The organism is Haloplanus rubicundus, from assembly GCF_003342675.1.
Taxonomy (GTDB): Archaea; Halobacteriota; Halobacteria; order Halobacteriales; family Haloferacaceae; genus Haloplanus; species Haloplanus rubicundus.
Window position 1 is genome coordinate 909043 of sequence record NZ_CP031148.1, and the last position, 22094, is coordinate 931136.

Consider the following 22094-nt stretch of genomic DNA (forward strand, 5'->3'; position numbering starts at 1 on the left):
CGATCACAGCCGGTCGGGGTCGCCCCGGACCGACTCCTCGCCGGGCGTCGACCCCGACCGGTCGTCGTAGTGTTTGACGCCGACGAACTCGTCGTCGAGGTTGGCGAGCAACGAGGTGTAGAGGTCGTCGGCCGACCGATAATCGGTCTCGTCGGTGAGTTCCAGCACCTCCTCGACGGTAACGGAGTCGCCGGACTGTGTCGTCAACACCACGTCCCCGAGCCGGTCGACGACAGTCCGGTGTTCGGTCGGGAAGTCACACGCCTGGTCGAACAGCTGGTGCGTCTCGGAGTAACGCATCGGTGTCTCGACGCACGCATCAAACATCAAAAAACATTATGTATTTTTAGATATATGATCGTCGTCGCCTCGGTGTCGCCGGCGATCACCTCGCTCGTGGGGTCAGCACCGACTCGGGCGGCGACTCCAGTTCCGGATTCGTCGCCGGTTCGTCGCTGGTCGTCGGTAGCCGGACGATCACGATGGCCCCGCCGTCGTCGCCGTTCTCGACGGTGAACTCGCCGTCGTAGGCGTCGACGATCCACCGGACGAGCCAGAGGCCGACCCCGTCGCTGTGTCGGAGCGCCGTCTCCGTCGTCTCGGCGTCGGCGTGGACGGCGAGTTCGGTGTCGGTGAAGCCGGGTCCGTCGTCCTCGACCCGGAGCACGACGGTGTCCCCAGGGCCGTCCGGGCGGACGGTCACCCGAATCCACGGGTCGGCCTCGGACGGCGACGGATGGCTCGTGGACCCGTGTTCCACGGCGTTCCGAAGCAAGTTGTCCACCACCGACGTGAGGAGACCGTTCGCCCGAACGTACGACTCGGGGTGAATGTCCGTCTCGACGGTCACGGCGTTCGTCGAGCGCTGTATCGTGTCGACCCGATCACGGACGAGCGCCCCGAAATCGATGGGCTCCGTCTCGGTCATCGATTCGAGGTCGTCGAGGCGGTTCGCCGCGTCGCTCAGGCGCTCGATGTGCGTGAGGTGGTCGCGGATCACGTCGGCGGATTCGAGCGGCGTTTCCCCGGCGCTCGCCACGAGGTCGAGATGGCCACGAATGAGGTTGACGCTCGTGCGGATGTCGTGTCGAAAGAGCCGCAGAAAGACCGTGTTGCGCTGGTTGAGCGTCCGCGTTCGTTCGTGTTCGGCGCGGAGTTCGAGGAGCGAGCCGACCAGGACGCCGACGACGCCGCCCGCGGCGATGTTGACGAGGACGACGCTTCGCCACCCGATCCCCCTGAGCATCGACGGGAGAAGCACGATCACGAGGACGGCGAGCAGCGTGGGCACGCCCAGCCCGAGCGTCGACCACCCGGCGACGCGCCACACGCGCTCGTCGTCGAGCGTGCTCCGCGCCAGGCCGATGCCGGTGACGAGGAAGCTCCCGGCGATCATGATCCCCATGCTCAGTCCGAGAAGCGAGCGCGAACGGGCGGCCTCGACCGGCAGGAGCATCCCCCCGCTGAAGACGCCGAACAGCACGACCCCCACGGCGACGAGATAGCTCACTCCGAGGTCGCCTTTCGACACCATTCCGTGCCCACACTCGACGGGCCATCCTATAAACGAATTGATTGGATTATCACGTCTGATACGGTCCTCGTCACACTCCATCGTCGGACTGAACACCGTCGACGACGTAGTCGTGCCGTGACCGACTACACCGAGCGACTCCGCGAGAACCGAGCCGAGAAGGACCGCGTCTTCGCCGAGGAGCGTGGCTCCCCCATCCCCCCGGACGAGCGCGACGACTTCGACGGCCTCGACTACTTCGAGCCGGACCCCGACTACCGCGTCGAGGCGACCGTCACCGTCCACGACGATCCCGCCCCCGTCGACATGGAGACGAGCGACGACCGGACCGTCCGCTATCTCCGCGTCGTCACCTTCGAGTTCGCGCTCGACGGCGAGTCGTACACCCTCCACGGCTACCGACAGGAGGGCCGGGACGACGAGGTGTTCGTCCCCTTCCGCGACAAGACGACCGGCCAGCAGACCTACCGCGGCGGCCGCTACATGGAACTCGCCCCGGACCGCGAACTGACCGATGGCGACCGCGTCACGCTGGATTTCAACCTCGCGTACACGCCGTTCTGTGCCTTCAGCGACGCCTTCTCCTGTCCGCTTCCGCCCGAGGAGAACTGGCTGGAGACGGTCGTGCCGGCCGGGGAACGCGACCCCCACGCGTAGGACGAACCATTATATGGGTGACCGGACGAGTCGAACGCATGAGCGAACAGCAGCCGTCTCCCGTGATCAAGCGCGCCGGCGACGCCGACTACGCGGAACTGTCGAAGGCCGACGGCGTGCGCAAGGCCGTGATCCTCGACGAGAAAGACGGCGCGCCGAACTTCCGGATGCGTCGCTACCGACTCGACCCCGGCGCCGAGGTGCCGAAACACACCAACGCCGTCGAACACGAGGTCCACACCGTCGCCGGCGAGTACGTCGTCGGCATCGAGGACGAGGAACATACGGTGTCCGAGGGCGACTCCCTGCTCATCCCCGCCGGCACCGTCCACTGGTTCCGAAACGAGAGCGACGCCGAGAGTTCGTTCGTCTGCATGGTGCCGAACGGCGACGCGGGGATCGAACTGGTCGACGAGTGAACGGCCGCGGTCGGTCGGTCGTGACCGGCGGAACCGTTTTCCCGACCCGTTTCTTTCCCCACACGAAATGTCACTCACGCGACTCGCACCCGTCCTCGTCGCCGCGCTGGTGCTCCTGAGCGGCTGCTCGGGGGTCATCGGCGGCGACACGTCGACGCCGACTGCGGCGCCGACCGACACGCCGACGGAAACGGCGACGACGACCCCGACCCCGACCGCCGAGGCGACGTACACACCGACCGAACACATGGGCTGTCAGCCCGGCGCCATCGAGAAAGACGGCACCTGCGAACCCGTCACCTCCGGCGGCAACGCCGACATCTTCGGTGCGGAGGATCTCGCACCCATCACGACCGAACGGACGACCGTCGACGGCACGCCGGGCTATCTCGCTCGTCCCGCCGCCGAGGGCGAGTACCCCGCCGTCGTCATGATCCACGAGTGGTGGGGCCTCAACGAGAACATCGAGCACATGGCGGAGATCCTCGCCGGCCACGGCTACGTCGTCTTCGCGGTCGACCTCTACGACGGCGAGGTGGCGGCGAACTCCTCGGAGGCGGCCAGGCTATCGGGTCAGGTCCGCGAGAATCCCGACGTGGCCGTCTCGAAGATGAGCAGCGCCGTCTCGGGGCTGCGCGAGCGCGCCGACACCACCGACCGCGTCGCCAGCCTCGGCTGGTGTTTCGGCGGCGGCCAGAGCCTCCAGTTGAGTCTCAGCGACGCCGACCTGAACGCCACCGTCATCTACTACGGCACGCTCACGACCAACGAGTCGACGCTCCAGCGGATCGACGAACCCGTCCTCGGGGTCTTCGGCTCCGAGGATCAGGTCGTCGGGGTCGAGAACGTCCGCGAGTTCGACCGGACGCTCGGCGAGCTCGGCGTCGAACGCGAAATCTACGTCTACGAGGGCGCGAACCACGCCTTCGCCAACCCGAGCGGCGAGAGCTTCCGCCCGAACGACACGCGGGACGCGTGGTCGAAGACGCTGCGATTCCTCGACGAGAACCTGAAGGAGGACTAATCGAGCAGGTCGGCGACCATCGCCGCCACGTACTCGCTCTCGTCCTGATTGATCGTGTGTCCCATGCCCGGGTAGAGTCGCTTCGTCACGTCGGCGCCCAGTCGCTCGAACACGTCGGCCGACGCGTGGACGCGCTCCTCGGGGATGTGGGGGTCCACGTCGCTACAGCCGAAGAAGGCGGGGGTTCCCTCCAGGTCGCCCTCGTAGTCCGCGGGGTCGACGGTTTCGCCGATCAGGCCGCCGGAGAGGGCGGCGAGGCCACCGTACCGACGGGGGTTGCGGGCGACGAACTCGCTGGCGAGACACGCGCCCTGCGAGAAGCCGAGGAGCACGACGCGCTCGGTCGGAATCCCGGCTTCGTCGACGGCGTCCGCGATGGCCCGCAAGCCCGAGGTCCGCCCCGGCTCGTTCGACTCGACCGGCGCGGTAAACGGGTTGGGATACCACGTGTTGCGGTTCGCCTGCGGCGCGAGGTAGGCGACGCCGGGTCGGTGGAACGGCTCGGCCATCCCCACGATGCTCCGTGCCGTCGCGCCGCGGCCGTGGACGAGGACGACGGCCGCCTCGGCCTCGTCGAGGGGCGTCCCAGCCGTCACGAGCGGCTGGCCCTGGTGTGGTCCGCTCACGTCAGCTCTCCCCGTCGGCGGTCACTCGTGGGTCGCTCGCGGCGGCCGTTGCGTGGTGGCTGCTGGCTGTGTCGTACATTGTGTTGGAACGTTCGGTCGGCGTCGGTCCACCCGGACCGACGCCTCGGGTGCCTCCATCACTCGTAGGCCCCCGACGGAAATAGGCGTTCCCCGACGGTGGGGATATCAGGTAGCATCGGTGTCACCACGGCCGCGGTCAGCCGACGACGGGCAGTTCCACGACGAACACCGCACCCGTCGGCTCGTTGTCCTCGACCCACACGTCGCCGCCGTAGCGGTCGACCAGCGTCTCGACGAGATACAGGCCGAGACCGGTCCCCTCGCTGTCGAGGCCCTTCTCGCCGTCCTCGAAGATGGCGTCCTTGCGGGCGTCGGGAATGCCGGGGCCGTTGTCGGCGACCCGAACAGTGGCGGTGTCGTCGTCGACGGTCACCGAGACGGTCACCTCCCGGACCGGGCCGTCGTTGTGGACGACGGCGTTCGTGAGCAGGTTCTTGAACACCGATCCCAGCATGTCGTCGGCGGGGACTTCCACGTCGGGAATCGTCCCTTCGGTCGTCAGGATGGCGTTCGCGTGTGTCTCCGCGACTTCGTCGATTCGGTCGGTGAGGGCGTATCTGAGCCCGACGGCTTTCGTCTCCGTCGTCGCGCTGAGCATCACCTCGGCCACGTCGGCGGCCGTCTTGGTGATTTCGACGGCGTCGCGCCCGCTCGCGATCACGCGTTCGAGGTGCTCGCGCCCCTCGTCGTCGACGAACTCCCGGAGGACGGTTGCGTAGCCGACGACGACCTGCAGGTCGTTGCGGATGTCGTGGCGCACCACCTGATTGAGGATTTCGAGGTTGTCGCGCTGTCCCTCCAGCCGTCGTTCGTACTGCTTGCGCTCGGTGATGTCGCGGACGACGCAGATGTAGCCGCCGTCCGAGAGGGGAGTGAGCGAGAGGTCCTGTGGGAAGGTACTCCCGTCGGCGCGGACGCCCGTCGCCTCGCCCCGCCACTCCTCGCCCGCCCTGAGCGCCGGCATCACCTCGTCGTCGAACCGCTCGATTTCGTCGGCCTCGTAGAGCATCCGCCAGGTGTTACCGACGAACGCCTCGGGGCCGTCGTAGCCGTAGATGTCCGCGTGCGCCCGGTTGGCGTAGACGAACTCGCCCGTTTTGTCGATGATGCCGATGCCGTCGATAGAGGCTTCCATCGCCTCGGCCTGATCGATCACCTCCTCCGCCCGCTTGCGCTCCGTCAGGTCGACAAAGAGGGCGTTCGTCCCCACGACGTCGCCGTCCGTGTTCCGTCGGGGCGTCGCCTGCAACAGCGTCTCCAGTCGGTCGCCGTTTCGCGTGCGGAGCGTCCGCTCGGTGGTCACGAACTCGCCGGCCAGTGCCCGCTCGTAGCCGTCGCCGTCGAGGAGTTTTCGCGTCGCCTCCTCGGTGTACACGTCCGTCAGGGGGCACCCACGGAACTCCTCGCGCGACCAGCCCAGCTTGGCCGCGAACTGCCGGTTGCAGTCCTCGATGGTCGGCCCGTCGTCCGTATCGCGCGTCAGCGCCACCATCACCGGCGCCTCCTCGAACAGCTGTCGGTACTGCGATTCGTACAGCTCCTGCATCCGAACGCGGTGGTACGCGTGTCCGATGGTCTCGCCGAGGTCGGCCAGCAGCGCCCGCTCCTTCGGATCGAACGCCCCCGTCCGGTCGGCGTAGACGTTCAACACGCCGTAGAGCGTGTCGTCGTGGTGCAGCGGAATCGCGGCGCTGGAGCGATAGGACCGTTCGAGGGCCTCGGCCCGCCAGGGCTCGTACTCCGGCGCCGTCGAGATGTCCTGGACCGTCTCGATGGCTCGGCTCTCGACCGCCCGACCCGTCGGCCCTCGGCTCGTTCGACTGCCGTCGGCCGTCACGTCGATGGATTCGAGATAGCCCGCCTCGAACCCGGCCGACGCCCGCGGCGTCACCTGCCCGTCGCTCCCGTCGTACTCGCCGATCCAGGCGAAGGCGTACGGCTTCGTCTCGACGATGGCCGCACACACCTGTTCGTCGATGTCCTCGGCCGTCCGTGCCCGCACGAGCGCCGACTGGACCGTTCTGACGAGGTCGACGACCCGTTCGGCCCGGCGATCCGGCACCGGTTCGATCGCGTCGAGGACCCTTTCGACCAGCCGGTCTCGGTCGCCGTCCGATCCCGAAACGTAGTCGGTGACCCCGGCACCGATCGCCTCGCTGGCGAGCGCTTCCGACCCCTCCGTGGGGAAGAGAACGAACGGGAGATTCGGATGGGACGCACGGACGCGTTTCAGGAGATTGATCCCGTCCGTGTCGGGGAGCGGGGTCGACGCGACGACGCCGTCGATGGCCTCCGACGATAGCCGGTCGAGCGCCTCCGCGGCCGTCGCCGCCGTCCGTCCCTCGGCACCGGCTTCGGCGAAGCGGTCCTCGACCGCTTCGCCCCCTCCGTCGCCCACGTACAGTACCCGCCGCTTCGACATACACGGCGTATCGACCCGTCGGCCATTCAAGCCATCGCTCTCGCGGCGCGAGCGGCCGGTTCAGACGCCGAACGTTCGCTCGAACTGTGTGGTCGCCTCGTCGGTGCCGGCGATGATCACCTCGTCGCCCGTCTCGATGGTGAACGCCTCGGGGTCGATGTCGGTGATGGTCGCGCCCTCCCTGACGACGGCGACGACGGTACAGCCCGTCTCCGTCCGTACCCGCTCGTCGGCGATGGTGCTCCCGACGAGCGACCCCGCCGGCAGGCGAACGACGTTGATCTGTTTGTCGTACGCGAGCACCTCCTCGTCCTCGAAGACGGTGGAGGCGAGCATCCGGCCGCTGATCGTCGCCAGCGACTGCACGTAGTCGCCGCCGGCGCGATACAGTTTCTGGACGTCGTCCTCCTCGTTCGCCCGCACGACGATGTGGAGGTCCGAGTTCAATTCGCGGGCGATGAGCGTCACGAAGATGGCCGTCGTGTCGTCGCCGACGGTGACGATCAGCGCCGACGCCGTCCCGATACCCGCCGCATCGAGCCTCTCGGGGTCGCGCGCGTCGCCCACCACGTCCACGTCCGAGGCCTCCGCGGCGTCGAGGACGGTCAATTCGGCACCGGTGTCCGCGAGTGCGGCCGCCGCGGCGCGCCCGGAGTCGCCGTAGCCCGCGACGACGATCCGTTGCGGGCCGAACCGCCGAACGGTCGAGGCGGTCGCCGCCCCCAGCGCCTCGATCCGTGCCGACTCGCCCGCCACGAGGAGGCGCGTCCGCGCCGCCAGCCGTTCGTCCATCCCGACCGGCGTCCGGAAGTCGCCGTCGAACCACGCGCCGATCACGTTCACGCCGAACCGCTCGCGCAGGCGTGCCTCGCCGAACGTCTTCCCGTGGAGGTCGCTGTCCGCCGCCACGGTGAGTTCGACGAGTTCGAAGTCGTCGTCCACGTCGCCGATTTCGATTCCGTCGGCCACGTCGGCCGTCACCGTCGTCGGCACCTGCCGCGCCAGACTCTCGCCCAAGAGCTGTCTGGGCGAGAGCACCTCGTCCGCCCCTGCGGCCCGGTGGTAGCGGGCGAGGGACGCGTCCTCGACCAGCGTGATCACGCGCACGTCCGACCGGGCGTCCCGCGCCGAGAGCGCGATGCTCGCGTTCGTGTCGTCGGCGGCGTCGGCGACGACGGCGCGCGCCGACTCGATGCCCGCCGCCCGGAGCACGTCGGTCGACTCGGGGTCGCCGTGGACGACGCGGTAGCCGTCCTCGTGGAGCCGTCCCGCCCGCTCCTCGTCGACCTCGACGAGGACGTACGCCCGGTCGCGGGCGTCGAGTTCCGCGACGAACGCGTCCGTCCGTGGGGTGTGCTCACAGACGATGACGTGATTCCGGAGGTCCGGCGCCGACGTCGGGGCGCTCGGGGTGAGCGCGTCGCGGAGCCACGGCACCGCGAACACGTCGACGGCGGTGAGGATGAGGCCGATGCCCGCCAGTTGCATCGTGATGGCGAGGAGGTTCATCTGTGGCGTCCGCCACGGCGCGTCCTCGCCGTAGCCGGTGGTGGTGAAACTCTGGATCACGACTTCGAGCGAGCGATACAGGGGCTGGGGTCGACCCTCCCAGGTCGCCATCCCGACGTTGTAGAGGAGCGTGAACAACATGGTCGTCGCCACGACCAGCGCGAGATAGTAGACGGTCCGGCGCGTTCGGAGCGGCATGGGGCGTCGTTCACGCCCGTGGTAGTTATACCATTCCGGCCGCGCTCACGCGGTCGGAATCACCGTCTCGGCAACCGCCCCCGGACTTTTACCCAACCGGCTCCCATCGGCGTCCGTGTTCCGTCGCCTCCGCGAGAACGGCCCCGTCGTCCTCGTCCCCCTCGCGTGGTCGTTCGTCACCGCCGCGCACCTCGACGCCGTCGCCACGCGCACGCTCCTCATCGCCCACGTCGTCATGGCGACGCTCCTCCTCGCCTTCGCCGCGCTCTCGTGGACCGACATGCGCTCCGGCGCCCTCCTCGTCTGGCGGCGGATCATCGTCGCCGGGTTCGTCTTCACCGTCGCGGGCGCCGCCGGCCTCGTCCTGTCCTCGGAGCGACTCCTCTGGACCGCCGTCGTCGGGTGGATGCTCCTGCCCGCCGCCGGGCTGTGGGACACCGGCCGTCGCGGCGCGCGACCCGCCCGCGCCTATCTCGCCGGCGGCGCGTGCTCGGCGCTCGGGGCCGTCGTCTACGTCCTCGGTCCCCTCGTCGGATCGGCGGCGACCCTCGCCGGCCTCGCGCTGGTCGGCATCGGACAGACCGCCGGCATCGTCGCCGCCGTCGTGGCCGATTAGACGAGCCGGTCGCGCAGGTCGTCGGTCACGGCCACCGTCCGCGCGCTCCCGCCGATGTCCGCCGTCCGCGGCGCGTCGGCGTCGGCCAACTGGTCGGCCACGCCCGCCCACAGCGCCTCGGCCACCGCCGCCTCCTCCAGGTGCTCGAACATGAGCGACGCCGAGAGGACGGTGCCGAGGGGGTTGGCGACGCCCTCGCCCATGATATCGAAGGCGCTGCCGTGGACCGGTTCGAACATCGAGGGGTAGGTGCCGTCGGGGTTGATGTTCGTCGACGGCGCGAGGCCGAGACTCCCCATGATGCCGCCGCCGATGTCGGTGAGGATGTCGCCGAAGAGGTTCGAGGCGACGATCACGTCGTACTCGTCCGGCCGGCGGACCATGTCCATGCTCGCGGCGTCGACGAGGAGTCGCTCCACCTCCACGTCGGGGTAGTCCTCGCTCACCTCTTCGACCATGTCGTCCCAGAAGACCATGCTGTGGGCCTGGGCGTTCGACTTCGTGACGTTCGTCAGGTGCCCCGAGCGCTCGCTCGCCGCCTCGAACGCCGGCCGAAGCAGTTTCTCGGTCCCCTCGCGGGTGAACACCGACGCCTGCACCGCCACCTCGTTGTCGAAGCCCCGGTGTTCCCGGCCGCCCACGTCCGCGTACTCGCCCTCCGTGTTCTGCCGGTAGACCACGAAGTCGATGTCGCCGCCCTCGTAGCCCCGGAGGGGGCTCTGGACGCCCTCGAAGAGGTACGCGGGGCGCTTACAGACGTGCTGGTTGAACCCCTTCGTGATGGGGAGTCGGAGCCCCCGGAGGGTGACGTGGTCCGGGACGTCGGGGTGGCCGACGGCACCCAGCAGGATGGCGTCGAAGTCCTCCAGTTGATCCAGTCCGTCGTCGGGCATGAGCGCCCCCTCGTCGAGGTAGCGCTGGCTCCCCCAGTCGAACCACGTCGTCTCCACGTTCACGCCGTGACCGTCGGCCACGTCGATCAGGAGGGGTTCGACCGCCTCCACGACTTCGTTCCCGATGCCGTCGCCCGGGATGACCGCGACGTCGTACATGGGCGTGGGTGTCGGGGTGTGGTCATAAAGGGTGCGGGCTCGCCGTGCGGTACTACTCCACGAGCCGAATCTCGGCCGACGCCTGGCCGCCGGCAACGTACAGCCGGTAGGTCACGTCCGCCTCGTCGTCGCCGACGTGTTCGTCGTCGGGCAGCCCGCTCCACGAGTCGGCGACGGTGACGGTCGTTCGCTCGCCGGCCGGCACGAGTTCGCTCACCCGGGCGACCGGTATGGAGGCGACCTGTGGACCGCCGCGGTTGAGCGCCCCGAGGAACCGGCTCCCCGTCGACCTCTCGTTCGCCACCTCGACGGTGATCGGTGGGGCCGTCGATCCACCGTACCTGCTCGGCACGTCCAGCGTGGCCGAGAACGCTGGTGCGGACGCGTCGATCCGCGTCACGATATCCTCGCCGACCGGTCGCTCGCCACCGGGCCACGTCAATCGAAGGTGTTTCGTCGGCGCCGGCGGTGCCTCGAACAGCACCAGTCCGTCGTCCCGCCCCCGCTCGTACCAGTGGTCGTCGCCCCACGCCGTCCGGTACAGCCGGTCGATCCGGGTCGGGGAGTACCGCACGTCGCCCATCCGGAGGCCGAATTCGTCCCGCGAGAGCGGGCCGTCGACGCGAACCGAGGCGACGAGATACGGCGTGTCCGTGTTCGAGACGCCGATGGAGTCCGGCGACATCGGCGTCACGACGCCGTACTGGAGGCGGAGGGCGTCGACGGTCACGCCGGCGGCCGGCTCGCCGGACCGCGGCGTCGGGGTCGCCGTTCCCGTCGGTTCGTCCTCCGGCGGTGGCCCGTCGGACCTCCGTCGCCACCCGAGACAGCCAGCCACACTGGCGAGCGTTCCTCCCGCACTCGCGACGAACGCACGTCGGTGCATCGGCGGCGCTTCGGCGCCGTCGGATAAGTGCCTTCAGAAGGCTCAGACGATTCGTTGACCGACCGCGTGGCCGGTCACCCACCCGCCGCGCAGTTGTTCGGCCCCAGCTCCAGTTCGAACGCTTCGTCGTCGTCGACCGACTCGTGGCCCAGATTGATGGCGACGATGCGGTCGGCGTTGGCCGGTTCGGCGCCCACGTGAGTCACGTGCTCGACGAACGCTTCGTCGTCCATCCCGAAGACGGACAGCCGGTCCCGCAGGTCGCCGAGGCGGGCCACGGCGGTCCCTTCCTCGACGCCCGCGTCGGTGTGGCCGGGCGCGATCAACGTGTCGTCGGAGAACTCGCGCAGGCGCTCGGTCAGCGTCGTATACAGGTCCCGGACCTGCGCCTCGGGGTCGGCGTCTTCCTCCAAGTCCGGCCGGGCGACGCCGTCGAGAAAGAGGCTGTCGCCGGTGAGGAGGGTGTCACCGACCGCGATCCCTGTCATCCCCGTGGTGTGTCCGGGGAGCGCGACGGCCCGGAGCGTCGCGTCGCCGACGGCGAGTTCGTCGCCGTCCCGAACGGTCCGGAAGTCCGCCCCGTCGGCGACGCCGCGCTCCACCGCCCGCGCCGGCAACACGGGCGTCGCGCCCCGCGCCGCGAGCGCCCGCACGCCGCTGACGTGGTCGGCGTGGACGTGCGTGTCGACGGCGTCGGTGAGCGTCGCGCCCAGTTCGGCCGCGTCGTCGACGTAGCGGTCGGCGAAGGCTCGAAGCGGGTCGATAACCGCCATCTCGCCGTCGGCGACGACGGCGTAGCCGAGACAGCCGCTCGCGGGACGGCGGTACTGGTAGACCGTCGCGTCGGCGTCCGCGGCGATTTCGATCCGGTCGTACAGCCGCGCCCACGCCTCCATTCCACCGGCGAGGTTCTCGGCGGCGACGCCGGCGGCGACGAGCTGGTCGGCCACCTCGGCGCTCGCCTCGCCGCGGGGACAGACGGCGACGACGGGCTCCTGCACGTCGGCCGGGAGGAGGTCGGCCACGCCGCCGGTGACGCCAGCGGCGACGAACTTCACGTAGGGGACGTGGTGGTAGGTGATCGAGGGCGCCTCGATGCGCCAGCGCTCGATTTCGGTGCGGTCGCGCACGTCGAGGATCGTCACCGGATCGCCGTCGGCGAGACGGCGGCGGAGGGCCGCGGGCGTGAGGCTCCCCGCCCGGTCGGTGTCGGTAGCCATACTCGTCGTACGCCCCCGTCGGCGTTAAGCGTGGGGTCGGGGAGAGCGGGACGGCAAAGCCGTCGACAGCGAGGGACGAGGTCCCTCGAGCAGACGGCAAAGCCGTCGACAGCGAGGAACGAGGTCCCTCGAGCAGACGGCATCGCCGTCGACAGTATAACGACCGCCCCGCTCCAAGGACCGGTATGGACGGCGACACGCTCGTCGAGACGGTTCGGGAGCGGACGGCGACGGAACTCGACCGCCTCGGTTCGGAGAAGGCGCTCGTGGCGACGACGGCGGCGCAGTTGGACCGCGAGCACGTTCTGTCCGCGACGCTCGCCGCCGAGCGCCGCGCCGCCGCGACGTTCGAGGCGTGGGCCGACGACGAGGCCGACGCCGACGCCCGCGCGGCCTTCGAGGGAGTCGCGGCGACGGAACACGACCACGCGGAGCAGGTCGTGGCACTGCTTGACGACCCCGAGGCCGAGGCCGACGTCGCGGTCGATCCGGACCCCGACCCCCTGCACGCCCACCTCCGCCCCCTCGACTCGACGCCCGAACGCGTCGCCGCCGGCCTCGTGGCCCGCCCCCTCGTGAGTTCCCGTTCGCTCCTGCAGGTGATCAACTTCTTTGTCAACGAGGCCGACGAAGCCGCCGCCGACACCGTCCGCGAGTTCCGGGCGGAGACCGACGCCCTCGTCGAAGATGGGGCGGCACTCCTCGAGACGTGCTGTGAGAGCGAGGCCGACTGGGAGCGGGCCGTCGACGCCGCCGTCGAGACGGTCCGGATCGCGTACGACGAGTACGCCGAGACGCTTCGGGGGATGGGCGTCGACCCCGCGCCGGTCTGTTAGTCCTCCTCCGAGCGCAGCCGTCCGATTGTCTCGTCGGTGCGGTCGGTCGACCCCAGATCCACCACCTCGGCGCCGACGGTGATGTCGCCGGGGTCGAGCACCTCCGCACAGATGCCGCCCCGTCCGTCGCCGAGGGCGCGGGCGACGCCCTCCACCTCGGCGAGTTCTTCGACGTGCGCACAGGGCGGGCGGGGCCGCGTCCCCCTCAATGTCGCCTCCCCGACCCGGAAGCGGTGGTCGAGCAGGTCGTGGAGGTCGACCCCCTCGGTGACGAGGTTGCGACGGTGCTCGCCGGCCGCGAGCGAGGGGCCGAGTTCCTCGTCGATCCGTTCGAGGTCCTCGCGGGCGATCAGCGTCACCTCGCAGACGTCGAAAGGGGTGTAGTGACCCCGGCCCTCGCAGTACCGGTCGCCGCGGAGGCCGCCCGCGACGGCCTCGACGTGATCGACCGATCGCATCGGCTCCGACCCCGCGTCCGCGACGAAGATGTCCGTGACTCGCGCCATGCGGTCGCTGGGGCGGCGTGAGCCATAACGGTTCGCCCGATGTCGTCGTGCGACGATAGGCCTCTCGACGACCGACGGAATTATATGGTTGTTCGTTAACAATACTCGTGGTAGTGTGGGAATGAGTCTCTCGCAACTCGACGGCATGGCGGTGCCGAAGATCGCGACGACGCTCCGTGACGCCGGCGTCGCGGGGGCGGGTGGGGCCGGATTTCCGACCCACGCGAAGTGGCGGCGGCTCGACGACGTGGATCACTTACTGGTCAACCACCAGGAGAGCGAACCGATCTACTACATGGATCGGTGGCTCGGCAGGGAGCGGGCGCACGCGTTCGCCGCCCTCTTCGAGGCGTTGCTCGGGTCGGCGTTCGAGACGGTGGTCGTGACGCCCAAACTGAAACATCGCGACTGGACACGGGGGTTGGAGGCGGTGACGGACGCCACGGTCTATCTCCCCGAGGACCTCCCGGTCGACGCCGACGACGAGTCGGGGGTGGTGTTCGCGTACACCGACGACGAGTACAAGTACGGCATGGAGAGCATCCTCCTGAACGTCGCCACGGGGACCGTCGTCCGCGGCGACGACCTCCCCATGGATCACGGCTGGATCGTCCAGAACACCGAGACGCTCTGGAACGCGTACCGGGCGCTCGACCGCGACATCCCGACGACGCGGACGTACGTCCACGTCGCCGGCAACGTCCCCGAGCACCGCTTTCTCGACGTGCCGATCGGCACGCCCGCCGCCGACCTCCTCGACGCGGCCGGGCGCCCCATCGGCTCCCTCTCGGACGCCGAGGTGCTCCTCCACGGCGGCCCGGGGTGGTCGTTCCGGACCGACGGCACGCCCGCCGAGTTCCGGGTCTCGAAGCGCACGAACGCCATCCTCGTCCTCGACGCCGACACCGTCGCGGCCAACACCTACGGCGACGGGCGAATCGAGGTGCTCGACGCCCGCGACTGGGGCGGCGATCACGAGACGACGCCGACGACACTCGACCCCGACGCCGTCGGCGTCCCACTCGCCGCCAACCCGGCGATCGGTCCCGTCGAACCGGCCGACCCCCTGGTGTCGCCGGGCGACCGCGTAAAGCGACGGGAGCCCATCGCCGTCCCCGGTGACGGCATCAGCAACGCCCACCACGCACCCATCGACGGCATCGTGACCGACGTGTTCGAGAGCCGTATCGACATCCGCTTCGACGTCTGTCCGGTGTAGACGGCACGCGCCGTCCGCCACGCCGGGGCGCCGTCGGACCGTTACACCGGCAGTCGAGACCGCGCGAACCCCGCGAACGTTCGAAGCTTCGACGGCCGCCGAATCCGCTCCATCTCCGCCTCGGTCAACGCGAAGTCGAACACGTCGCGGTTCGCGGCGAGGTGGTCGCGGCTCGTCGCCTTCGGGATGGTCGCGACCCCTTCGTGCTGGATCGCCCACCGGATCGCCACCTGCGCGGCCGTCTTCCCGTAGCGACGGCCGACCCTCCGGAGTACGTCGTCGTCGAGGACGCCCCCGTGACACAGTGGGCTGTACGCCGTCAGGAACACGTCGTTGCGCCGGCAGTACGACAGGAGGCGTCGCTGGTCCCAGTAGGGGTGAAACTGCACCTGGTTCGTGAAGATGGGGGCGTCGGACAGCCGTCGCGCCTCGTCGAGGCGGCGCACGTCGAAGTTCGAGACGCCGACGTGCCGGACCAACCCCTCGTCGACGAGTTCGTTCATCGCCGTCAGCGTCTCGGCCAGCGGCGGGCCGCCGGGCAGTCGCACCGGCGAGAACGGCGGCTTGTCGTTCGGCCAGTGGACGAGCAGGCAGTCGAGGTAGTCGGTACCCAGTCGGTCGAGGCTCTCCCTGACGGAGCGCTGGACCGCCCCGTTCCGCCGACTCCCACCGTCTAGTTTCGTCGTGAGAAAGACGTCGTCGCGGTCCACCGGGCTCGACTCGATGGCCGCTCCGACCCGTCGCTCGTTGCCGTACGCCTGTGCGGTGTCGACGTGGCGATAGCCCAGTTCGAGCGCCGTCTCGACCGCCCGGCGGCAGTCGTCGCCGCGGAGGCGCCACGTCCCGAGGCCGACCGCCGGCACCTCGACGCCGCCGACGGTCACCGTGTCCGCTGTCATGGAGTCCCACGGGGCGCGGTCGGCCTAAGGGTGACGGCGCGGTCGAGTCGAGTCGAGTCGAATCGAGTCGGGGATTCATACGCACCGCCACCCAACGGCCGGCGTGTCGACGCCGAACGCGTACGAACTGGGATTCCGGTCGGTCGACCGCGAGTTCAGCGACCGCCGGCTCCCCGTCGAGGGCACCGTCCCCAACTGGCTCTCGGGTCGCCTGATCCGCAACGGTCCTGGTCGGTTCGAGGTCGGTGGGGAGCGCGCGACCCACTGGTTCGACGGCCTCGCGATGCTCCGGAAGTACGCCGTCGCCGACGGCGCCGTCCGCTACACGAACCGCTTCCTCCGGACCGAGGCGTACGACGCCGCGACCCGTGGCGAACGGACCGCGGAGTTCGCGTCCGGACCGAGTCCCGTCCGGCGGGCGCTCCGCTGGCTCCGGGCGCTCGGCCCGCCGGAGTCGACCGACAACGCCAACGTCAACGTCGTCCGCTTCGGCGACCACTACGTCGCCCAGACGGAGGCGCCCCGGCGGATCGCCTTCGATCCCGACACCCTGGCGACCCGCGGCGAGTTCCGCTTCACCGACGACCTCACCCTCCACCTGTCGACGGCGCACGCGACGGTCGACCCCCGGACTGGCGAGACGGTCGGGTTCGGCCTCCAGTTCGGCCGCCGAGCTCAGTATCACGTCTACGCCGTCGATCCGGGGACGGCAGCGCGCCGACGGATCGGGTCGGTCCGCGCACGGGGGCCGGGCTACGTCCACGACTGCGCCGTCACCCGCGACTACGTCGTCCTCGTCGAGACGCCGCTCCGGATCGACCTGTGGCGGATACTCGTGCCGTGGGGCGACGGCTTCCTCGATGCGCTCCACTACGACGACGACCGGGGCACCCGCCTCGTCGTCGTCGACCGGGAGACGGGCGACCTGGTCGCCGATCCCGTCGTTCCCCCCTTCTTCACCTTCCATCACGTCAACGCCTACCAGACCGACGACGAGGTGGTGATGGACCTCGTCGCCTTCGAGGACGCGAGCATCGTCGACGCCCTCGCGTTCGAGACGCTGGCCGAGGACGCCTTCGCCGCGGCGCCCGACGGTCGCCTCGACCGCTTTCGGTTCGAGCCCACGGCGACCGATCCGGACGTGACCCGCGCCCGCCGCTACGACGGCGGGTGCGAACTCCCGACGGTCCCCCGATCCGTGCGGACGCGACCCTACCGCTACGCCTACGCACAGGCGACGGACCGGCGCGGCGCGAACGGCCTCGTGAAAGTCGACCTCGAACGGGAGATGGCGACCGAATGGTGGGCGCGCGGCGTTTACGTCGAGGAACCCCGGATGGTGCAGCGACCCGGCGCCGACGCCGAGGACGCGGGCGTCGTCCTCGCGCCCGCCCTCGACACCGACGCCGAGCGGTCGGTCCTCCTCGTCTTCGACGCCGAGACGCTGTCGCTGCTGGCGCGAGCGCCGCTCCCGCACGCCGTTCCCTTCGGTTTCCACGGGCGATTTTTCGCCGCCGACTGAGCACCACTTTCCACCTTCTTCCGGCGATTTCCGCCGATACGTTCATCTCGCACCTCCACGCGTCAGGACGGCGACCATCATGCGACACGTACCACGGCGAACGATGCTCGGGCCCGTCGGAACGACGGTGGCCGCGGGTACAGTTGGCCGATTCCCGTCGACCGCCGCCGAACGGCCGAGCGATCCCTCACTCGACGCGTCGGCGATCCGGGGCTACTGGGCGGCGACGGCGGCGGAGCGGGGCCGCTGATGCCCAAACAGATCGTCCTCCTCGCGGCCGGCGTCGAGCCGGGGACGTTCGACGAGGTGGCCCGCTGGCCGAAACAGTGGTTCCCCGACGGCGACTACACCGTCGACGCCGAGGCCGTCGGCGGCGACCGTCACCGGATCACGGTGACGCCGACGGTGCCGCTCCCCGTTCCGGACGCCGAGGTGTACGACGAGGTCGAGGTCGGCGTCGACTTCTACGATGGCGGGTCGCTCGCCGCCTCGCTCTGCGACACCGTCCGGCCGCCCGGTCCGCCGGTCGACGACGAGGAGGCCTGCGACCCCGTCTGCGTCGAGTGACTCGGTCACCGACGCGGTTTCGTCGCTCCCCGTCCGAGCGACGGCGCTGGTCGACCCGACCGACGGCGTCTTTTGACTCCCTGCCCTACGGGGCGACGTGCAAAGCGAGTTCTCCGGCGACGTGATGGACGTTCTCGGCCAGCTGTTCGAGAAGGGGGCGCGGGTGCTCGACGGCGACGCGGCGTCGGCCGAGGGGTCGCCGACCGACACCGCCCGGCAGATCCTCACGAGCGCCGAGACGGTGGCGACGAACAAACTCCCCGACGGCGAGTTCCGATCCCGCCTCCTGCACGGCTGTGAGCGGGCACTCGCCACCCTCGACGGCGACGCGCCCGCCGCCGCCGAACACTGCCGGACGATGGCCCGGGAAGTGGCGTCGCGACGCTGACCGCGGGTCGAGCCTTTATCACGACCCGTTCCTACCGCCCGGTATGCGCCTCCACTGGCACCGGACGGACCTCCGGCCGTCGGACAACCTCGCGCTGGTGACGCCGGCCGAAGATCCGATCCTCCCGGTGTACGTCTTCGACCCCCGGATTCTCTCCCACGCCGCGCCCCCGCGGGTGGCCTTCGTCCTCGACAGCCTCGACGCCCTCAGGGACTGGTACCGCCAGCGCGAGAGCGACCTGGTGGTCGTTCGCGGCCGCGCACCGGACGAACTCGCCCGTCTCGCCGACGACTACGACGCCGACAGCGTGTCGTGGGCGCAGGCCTACTCCGGATTGGGCCGCCGCCGGGACGACCGAGTCGAGGAACGACTCGCCGGGATGGGCGTCGACGCCCACGTCGTCCACGACCACCTCCACCACGAACCGGGATCGATCACGACGAACCAGGGGGAGCCGTACTCGGTCTACAGCTACTTCTGGAAGAAGTGGCAGGACCGCGAGAAGCGGGGGTCCGTGCAGGCGCCGGGTGCGGACCGCCTCGCCGCCCCCGACGAGGACACCCCGATCCCCACCCTCGACGACCTAGGATTCGACGAGCCGGAAGCCGAGATTCCGCCCGGCGGCTACATGGAGGCCCGCCACCGCCTCAACGACTTCTGTGCCGAGGACATCTACCGCTACGACGACGCCCGCGACGACCCGGCGGCCGACGCCACCTCACGGCTCTCGGCGCACCTGACCCACGGCACCGTCGGGGTGCGCACCCTCCACGACCGGGTGGTTCGCGCCCGCGAGGGGGCCCCCGACGACGCCGCCCGCGAGTCGGTCGAGACGTTCCGCGGCGAACTCGCGTGGCGGGAGTTCTACCACCACGTCCTCTACTTCAACCCCGAGGTGGTGACGGAGAACTACCGCGACTACGAGCACCCCATCGAGTGGCGCGAGGACCCCGACGCCCTGCGGGCGTGGCAGGACGGCGAGACGGGCTACCCCATCGTCGACGCGGGGATGCGCCAGTTGCGCCGCGAGGCGTGGATGCACAACCGCGTGCGGATGATCGTCGCCTCCTTTCTCACGAAGGACCTCCTGCTCGACTGGCGCGAGGGCTACGACTGGTTCCGGCAGAAACTCGTCGACCACAACCCCGCGAACGACAACGGCGGGTGGCAGTGGGCGGCGTCGACGGGCACCGACGCCCAGCCGTACTTCCGCATCTTCAACCCGATGACCCAGGGAGAGCGTCACGACCCCGACGCCGAGTACATCAAGCGGTACGTCCCCGAACTCCGCGGTGTCGACGCCGACCTGATCCACGACTGGCACGAGCTCTCCCCGACCCAGCGTCGGCGGACGGCCCCCGAGTATCCCGACCCCATCGTCGACCACAGCGAACGCCGGGAGCAGGCGCTCGCGATGTTCGAGCGGGCGCGCGGCGAGGACGGGGACTAACGCCGTCGGTCACCGGACGCCGGCTCACGTCGGCTCACCGATCATTTTATACGGAGGTGTGCGCGTTGCACACCAATGACCAGCGACGACGAGCCAACGGTGCCCATCGTCTGTTCGGCCTGCGAGACGACGACGCGGGTGCCGCTCCCGGACGTGGCCGAGGCGGTCGATCGACACAACGAGAACGTCCACGACGGCGAGGCGATTGCGGAAATCGACCCCGCAATCGTCGAGAGCCTCGCCGACCTCGTCGCCGAGGACATGGGGTTGCTCGACGACGACGAGGACTGGGACTGATACTCCGCATACTGTCGGCTGTATCTGTTTCACGATGTCCGTCATCCCGGGGTGACGGACCTCGTGATCGACTTACAGCCGGCAGTATCACCGGCTGTCGTGACGCCGCGGGCGCGTTCCCACCGCCCGGCGACCGCCACGAACCTGTTCGGCCGAACCCTCGCGTCCGAGCGGTGCCAGGAGCGACGTGGGAAGATGTTCGAATCCAAGCGCTGCACACGTCGGTCGGTGGTCCTGTCGACAGGTACGCTCGCCCTCACGGCACTCGCCGGCTGTAGTGGCGGTGGCGGCGGGGGGAGCGAGAGCGACGGCGGCGGCGGTGAGAGTCAGAGCGACGGTGGAACGGCCACGGAGACGGAGAGCGGCGACGGGGGCGGCGGTAGTGGCGGCGGCACCCCCAGCTTCGATGGCTGGATGGAGAACGTCGGCAACTACGACGGCGTCGTCGACGAGACGGGGGGAGACGAGGTGACCGTCGCCGTCGGCGCCGAGGGCAACGGCGGCGCGTACGCGTTCGGCCCGCCGGCGGTCCGCGTCTCGTCCGGGACGACCGTCGTCTGGGAGTGGACCGGCCAGGGCGCCCAGCACAACGTCGCCGCCGAGAGCGGCGGCTTCGAGAGCGACCTCTCAGCCGAGGAAGGATTCACCTTCGAGCATACGTTCTCGGAGTCGGGGACGTACACGTACGTCTGCACGCCCCACCGGACCCTCGGGATGAAAGGCGTCGTCGTCGTGGAGTGACCGCGGCTCACGAGGATGCTATAGTCGCGTTTGGAACTGTTTGCACGTCGGATCGCACGCAGCCTTGCGATCCGATGTGTGATGACTTACGAACGCGACTATCGTCCGACCGGCGGCAACACTTGGCCGAGCGCGAGGACGACGGTCGCGACGCCGGCGAGGAGGAAGAAGGCGGCGTCGAACCGCCCGGCGTCGCCGAGTGCGCCGACGACGACCGGCCCGCTCGCGCCGAGGCCGATGAAGCCGGTCCGAACCAGCCCGAAGCCCGTCCCCTTCGCCTCGTCCGGCACCGTCTCGACGATGTAGGTGTTGCCGATGGGCCAGAAGGCGAGTTGCGTGCTCGCGAGGAGGGTGACGGCCAGGATTCCCGCGCGGCTCTCGGCCAGTGGCAGGGCGACGAGCGCGCAGACGGCGCCGGCGAGGATGGCGGTCATCGTGACCCGCGTCCCCACGCGATCACGCGCCGCGCCGGCGATGGGCTGGACGACGACGGCGCTCGCGAAAAAGAGGCCGAGTATCGTCGCCGCCCCGCTCTCGCTCAGCCCCTTCTCGACGACCAGGTAGGTCGGGTAGAAGCCGGTGAACGACTGATAGACGAACATCATGAGGATCATACACAGGGTGCCGAGGCCGAGCGCCCGCGTCGTCAGGGCGCGCCCGACCGCCCGAACGTCCGCCCACAGCGGTCGGACGGGCGGCGCGTCGGCGTCGCCGGAGCGTCGTGGGATCACGAGCGCGAGCGCGACGGCGACGACGGCGAACGCCGGGACGAGCGCGCCGAACCCCAGTCGCCACCCGACGGCGGCGGCGATGGTCGCCGCGAGCGGCGGGAGGGCCATCGTCCCGACGTTGCCCGTCGCCTGCGCGATGCCGATGGCGGTGCCCGTGCGGTCGGTGAACACGTCCGAGAGGACGGTGAGCCGGGTGGTGCCGTACAGCCCCACCCCGACGCCGACGCCGACGGTGCCGAGGAAGAACGTCACCGTCGTCGTCGCGGCGGCGACGGCGACGACGCCCAGTCCGCCGAGCGCGATTGCGGCGACGAGGACGGCCCGTTCGCCGTACCGGTCGGCGAGGATGCCACCCGGGAACTGCATGCTCGCGTACGCGCCCCACAGGACGGTGATGAGCAACCCGGCCGTCGAGAGGCTCATCCCGAAGCTCCGGCGCACCGCCGGCAGGAGCGCGGGGAAGACGAGGCGAACGCCGATGGCGAGCGCCCAGCCGACGGCGACGACGACCAGCACCCACCCCCGCCCGTCGCCACGGAGTTCGTTCGCGGCCGTCCGCACCCGGGCAACGGCGTCGCGGCTGCGCTCGACGCCGATCATCCGCTGCCCGCCACCCTGCCCCCTTGCATCGGTCGCCCGTTCGCCGACCGACGGATAAAGCCATCCGATTTTTCCGGGTCGTGCGTCGGCCGCC

Annotated in this window: 24 protein-coding genes; 13 read left to right on the plus strand and 11 right to left on the minus strand. The window is 69.9% G+C overall.

Annotated features, from left to right (window positions below; genetic code table 11):
- Positions 1–3: 3 nt before the first annotated feature.
- Both DU484_RS05570 and DU484_RS20300 read right to left on the minus strand, forming a co-directional pair.
- Positions 4–327, minus strand: coding sequence for a DUF5789 family protein (locus DU484_RS05570; RefSeq protein WP_222844879.1), 324 nt, complete (start codon positions 325–327; stop codon positions 4–6).
- A gap of 58 nt (positions 328–385) precedes the next feature.
- Positions 386–1534: a sensor histidine kinase gene (locus tag DU484_RS20300; protein ID WP_262342865.1), complete on the minus strand. Its 1149-nt coding sequence runs from the start codon at positions 1532–1534 to the stop codon at positions 386–388.
- 117 nt (positions 1535–1651) lie between these two features.
- Here DU484_RS20300 and DU484_RS20305 point away from each other — a divergent pair, with 117 nt between their 5' ends.
- From DU484_RS20305 to DU484_RS05585, 3 genes are all read left to right on the plus strand, one after another.
- Entirely contained in the window at positions 1652–2191 is a 540-nt protein-coding gene (locus tag DU484_RS20305) for a DUF1684 domain-containing protein (RefSeq protein ID WP_245957291.1), read from the plus strand.
- A gap of 38 nt (positions 2192–2229) precedes the next feature.
- Positions 2230–2610: a cupin domain-containing protein gene (locus DU484_RS05580; RefSeq protein WP_114585186.1), complete on the plus strand. Its 381-nt coding sequence runs from the start codon at positions 2230–2232 to the stop codon at positions 2608–2610.
- A gap of 67 nt (positions 2611–2677) precedes the next feature.
- Entirely contained in the window at positions 2678–3634 is a 957-nt protein-coding gene (locus DU484_RS05585; protein ID WP_114585187.1) for a dienelactone hydrolase family protein, read from the plus strand.
- Here DU484_RS05585 and DU484_RS05590 read toward each other — a convergent pair.
- From DU484_RS05590 to DU484_RS05600, 3 genes are all read right to left on the minus strand, one after another.
- Positions 3631–4260, minus strand: coding sequence for an alpha/beta hydrolase (locus DU484_RS05590; protein ID WP_114585188.1), 630 nt, complete (start codon positions 4258–4260; stop codon positions 3631–3633). The genes DU484_RS05585 and DU484_RS05590 overlap by 4 nt on opposite strands.
- Before the next feature lie 217 nt (positions 4261–4477).
- Complete coding sequence (locus DU484_RS05595) at positions 4478–6763, minus strand: PAS domain S-box protein (RefSeq protein ID WP_114605337.1); 2286 nt, start codon at positions 6761–6763, stop codon at positions 4478–4480.
- A gap of 60 nt (positions 6764–6823) precedes the next feature.
- The gene (locus tag DU484_RS05600) at positions 6824–8470 is read right to left on the minus strand and encodes a potassium channel family protein (protein ID WP_114585190.1); all 1647 of its coding nucleotides are present in this window, start codon (positions 8468–8470) and stop codon (positions 6824–6826) included.
- A gap of 115 nt (positions 8471–8585) precedes the next feature.
- Here DU484_RS05600 and DU484_RS05605 point away from each other — a divergent pair, with 115 nt between their 5' ends.
- On the plus strand, positions 8586–9086 hold the full coding sequence (locus DU484_RS05605) for a hypothetical protein (RefSeq protein ID WP_114585191.1): 501 nt from the start codon (positions 8586–8588) through the stop codon (positions 9084–9086).
- On the opposite strand, the gene DU484_RS05610 is transcribed toward DU484_RS05605, so the two are convergent.
- From DU484_RS05610 to DU484_RS05620, 3 genes are all read right to left on the minus strand, one after another.
- Positions 9083–10138 carry an isocitrate/isopropylmalate dehydrogenase family protein gene (locus tag DU484_RS05610; protein WP_114585192.1) on the minus strand — a complete coding sequence of 352 codons (1056 nt, stop codon included), beginning with the start codon at positions 10136–10138 and terminating at the stop codon, positions 9083–9085. The two genes, DU484_RS05605 and DU484_RS05610, sit on opposite strands and share 4 nt — an antisense overlap.
- Positions 10139–10190: 52 nt before the next feature.
- Entirely contained in the window at positions 10191–11024 is an 834-nt protein-coding gene (locus tag DU484_RS05615; RefSeq protein WP_114585193.1) for a hypothetical protein, read from the minus strand.
- A 74-nt stretch (positions 11025–11098) separates the two neighbouring features.
- Positions 11099–12244 carry an MBL fold metallo-hydrolase gene (locus DU484_RS05620; protein WP_114605338.1) on the minus strand — a complete coding sequence of 382 codons (1146 nt, stop codon included), beginning with the start codon at positions 12242–12244 and terminating at the stop codon, positions 11099–11101.
- Between the two features lie 185 nt (positions 12245–12429).
- On the opposite strand from DU484_RS05620, the gene DU484_RS05625 reads away from it, so the two are divergent.
- Positions 12430–13080 carry a rubrerythrin family protein gene (locus DU484_RS05625; protein WP_114605339.1) on the plus strand — a complete coding sequence of 217 codons (651 nt, stop codon included), beginning with the start codon at positions 12430–12432 and terminating at the stop codon, positions 13078–13080.
- On the opposite strand, the gene DU484_RS05630 is transcribed toward DU484_RS05625, so the two are convergent.
- The gene (locus tag DU484_RS05630) at positions 13077–13586 is read right to left on the minus strand and encodes an MOSC domain-containing protein (protein ID WP_114605340.1); all 510 of its coding nucleotides are present in this window, start codon (positions 13584–13586) and stop codon (positions 13077–13079) included. The two genes, DU484_RS05625 and DU484_RS05630, sit on opposite strands and share 4 nt — an antisense overlap.
- A 121-nt stretch (positions 13587–13707) precedes the next feature.
- On the opposite strand from DU484_RS05630, the gene DU484_RS05635 reads away from it, so the two are divergent.
- Positions 13708–14805, plus strand: coding sequence for an NADH dehydrogenase subunit (locus DU484_RS05635; protein ID WP_114605341.1), 1098 nt, complete (start codon positions 13708–13710; stop codon positions 14803–14805).
- 41 nt (positions 14806–14846) lie between these two features.
- Here DU484_RS05635 and DU484_RS05640 read toward each other — a convergent pair whose 3' ends face one another.
- The gene (locus DU484_RS05640; RefSeq protein WP_114605342.1) at positions 14847–15704 is read right to left on the minus strand and encodes an aldo/keto reductase; all 858 of its coding nucleotides are present in this window, start codon (positions 15702–15704) and stop codon (positions 14847–14849) included.
- Between the two features lie 103 nt (positions 15705–15807).
- Between DU484_RS05640 and DU484_RS05645 the strand changes: the two genes are divergently transcribed.
- From DU484_RS05645 to DU484_RS05670, 7 genes are all read left to right on the plus strand, one after another.
- Positions 15808–17226, plus strand: coding sequence for a carotenoid oxygenase family protein (locus DU484_RS05645; protein ID WP_114605343.1), 1419 nt, complete (start codon positions 15808–15810; stop codon positions 17224–17226).
- Positions 17227–17305: 79 nt separating this feature from the next.
- Complete coding sequence (locus tag DU484_RS19420) at positions 17306–17476, plus strand: hypothetical protein (protein ID WP_157969264.1); 171 nt, start codon at positions 17306–17308, stop codon at positions 17474–17476.
- On the plus strand, positions 17476–17793 hold the full coding sequence (locus tag DU484_RS05650) for a hypothetical protein (RefSeq protein ID WP_114585200.1): 318 nt from the start codon (positions 17476–17478) through the stop codon (positions 17791–17793). The genes DU484_RS19420 and DU484_RS05650 overlap by 1 nt, the downstream gene beginning before the upstream one ends.
- A 97-nt stretch (positions 17794–17890) precedes the next feature.
- Positions 17891–18181 carry a hypothetical protein gene (locus tag DU484_RS05655; protein ID WP_222844880.1) on the plus strand — a complete coding sequence of 97 codons (291 nt, stop codon included), beginning with the start codon at positions 17891–17893 and terminating at the stop codon, positions 18179–18181.
- A 43-nt stretch (positions 18182–18224) separates the two neighbouring features.
- Entirely contained in the window at positions 18225–19631 is a 1407-nt protein-coding gene (locus DU484_RS05660) for a cryptochrome/photolyase family protein (protein WP_114585201.1), read from the plus strand.
- Between the two features lie 75 nt (positions 19632–19706).
- Positions 19707–19928, plus strand: a complete 222-nt coding sequence (locus DU484_RS05665) for a hypothetical protein (protein WP_114585202.1) — start codon at positions 19707–19709, stop codon at positions 19926–19928.
- A 195-nt stretch (positions 19929–20123) separates the two neighbouring features.
- The gene (locus tag DU484_RS05670; RefSeq protein WP_114606717.1) at positions 20124–20669 is read left to right on the plus strand and encodes a halocyanin domain-containing protein; all 546 of its coding nucleotides are present in this window, start codon (positions 20124–20126) and stop codon (positions 20667–20669) included.
- A gap of 98 nt (positions 20670–20767) precedes the next feature.
- On the opposite strand, the gene DU484_RS05675 is transcribed toward DU484_RS05670, so the two are convergent.
- Positions 20768–22000: an MFS transporter gene (locus DU484_RS05675; protein WP_114605344.1), complete on the minus strand. Its 1233-nt coding sequence runs from the start codon at positions 21998–22000 to the stop codon at positions 20768–20770.
- Between the last annotated feature and the right edge of the window lie 94 nt (positions 22001–22094).

What these genes read in the sequence shown, in the direction of transcription:
- DU484_RS19420 (WP_157969264.1), top strand. Translation starts at nt 17,306, where the DNA reads ATGCGACACGTACCACGGCGAACGATGCTCGGGCCCGTCGGAACGACG.
- DU484_RS05585 (WP_114585187.1), top strand. Translation starts at nt 2,678, where the DNA reads ATGTCACTCACGCGACTCGCACCCGTCCTCGTCGCCGCGCTGGTGCTC.
- DU484_RS05570 (WP_222844879.1), bottom strand. Translation starts at nt 327, where the DNA reads ATGTTTGATGCGTGCGTCGAGACACCGATGCGTTACTCCGAGACGCAC.
- DU484_RS05580 (WP_114585186.1), top strand. Translation starts at nt 2,230, where the DNA reads ATGAGCGAACAGCAGCCGTCTCCCGTGATCAAGCGCGCCGGCGACGCC.
- DU484_RS05640 (WP_114605342.1), bottom strand. Translation starts at nt 15,704, where the DNA reads ATGACAGCGGACACGGTGACCGTCGGCGGCGTCGAGGTGCCGGCGGTC.
- DU484_RS05595 (WP_114605337.1), bottom strand. Translation starts at nt 6,763, where the DNA reads ATGTCGAAGCGGCGGGTACTGTACGTGGGCGACGGAGGGGGCGAAGCG.
- DU484_RS05610 (WP_114585192.1), bottom strand. Translation starts at nt 10,138, where the DNA reads ATGTACGACGTCGCGGTCATCCCGGGCGACGGCATCGGGAACGAAGTC.
- DU484_RS05630 (WP_114605340.1), bottom strand. Translation starts at nt 13,586, where the DNA reads ATGGCGCGAGTCACGGACATCTTCGTCGCGGACGCGGGGTCGGAGCCG.
- DU484_RS05625 (WP_114605339.1), top strand. Translation starts at nt 12,430, where the DNA reads ATGGACGGCGACACGCTCGTCGAGACGGTTCGGGAGCGGACGGCGACG.
- DU484_RS20300 (WP_262342865.1), bottom strand. Translation starts at nt 1,534, where the DNA reads ATGGTGTCGAAAGGCGACCTCGGAGTGAGCTATCTCGTCGCCGTGGGG.
- DU484_RS05620 (WP_114605338.1), bottom strand. Translation starts at nt 12,244, where the DNA reads ATGGCTACCGACACCGACCGGGCGGGGAGCCTCACGCCCGCGGCCCTC.
- DU484_RS05665 (WP_114585202.1), top strand. Translation starts at nt 19,707, where the DNA reads ATGACCAGCGACGACGAGCCAACGGTGCCCATCGTCTGTTCGGCCTGC.
- DU484_RS05615 (WP_114585193.1), bottom strand. Translation starts at nt 11,024, where the DNA reads ATGCACCGACGTGCGTTCGTCGCGAGTGCGGGAGGAACGCTCGCCAGT.
- DU484_RS05675 (WP_114605344.1), bottom strand. Translation starts at nt 22,000, where the DNA reads ATGATCGGCGTCGAGCGCAGCCGCGACGCCGTTGCCCGGGTGCGGACG.
- DU484_RS05660 (WP_114585201.1), top strand. Translation starts at nt 18,225, where the DNA reads ATGCGCCTCCACTGGCACCGGACGGACCTCCGGCCGTCGGACAACCTC.
- DU484_RS05670 (WP_114606717.1), top strand. Translation starts at nt 20,124, where the DNA reads ATGTTCGAATCCAAGCGCTGCACACGTCGGTCGGTGGTCCTGTCGACA.
- DU484_RS05635 (WP_114605341.1), top strand. Translation starts at nt 13,708, where the DNA reads ATGAGTCTCTCGCAACTCGACGGCATGGCGGTGCCGAAGATCGCGACG.
- DU484_RS05650 (WP_114585200.1), top strand. Translation starts at nt 17,476, where the DNA reads ATGCCCAAACAGATCGTCCTCCTCGCGGCCGGCGTCGAGCCGGGGACG.
- DU484_RS05600 (WP_114585190.1), bottom strand. Translation starts at nt 8,470, where the DNA reads ATGCCGCTCCGAACGCGCCGGACCGTCTACTATCTCGCGCTGGTCGTG.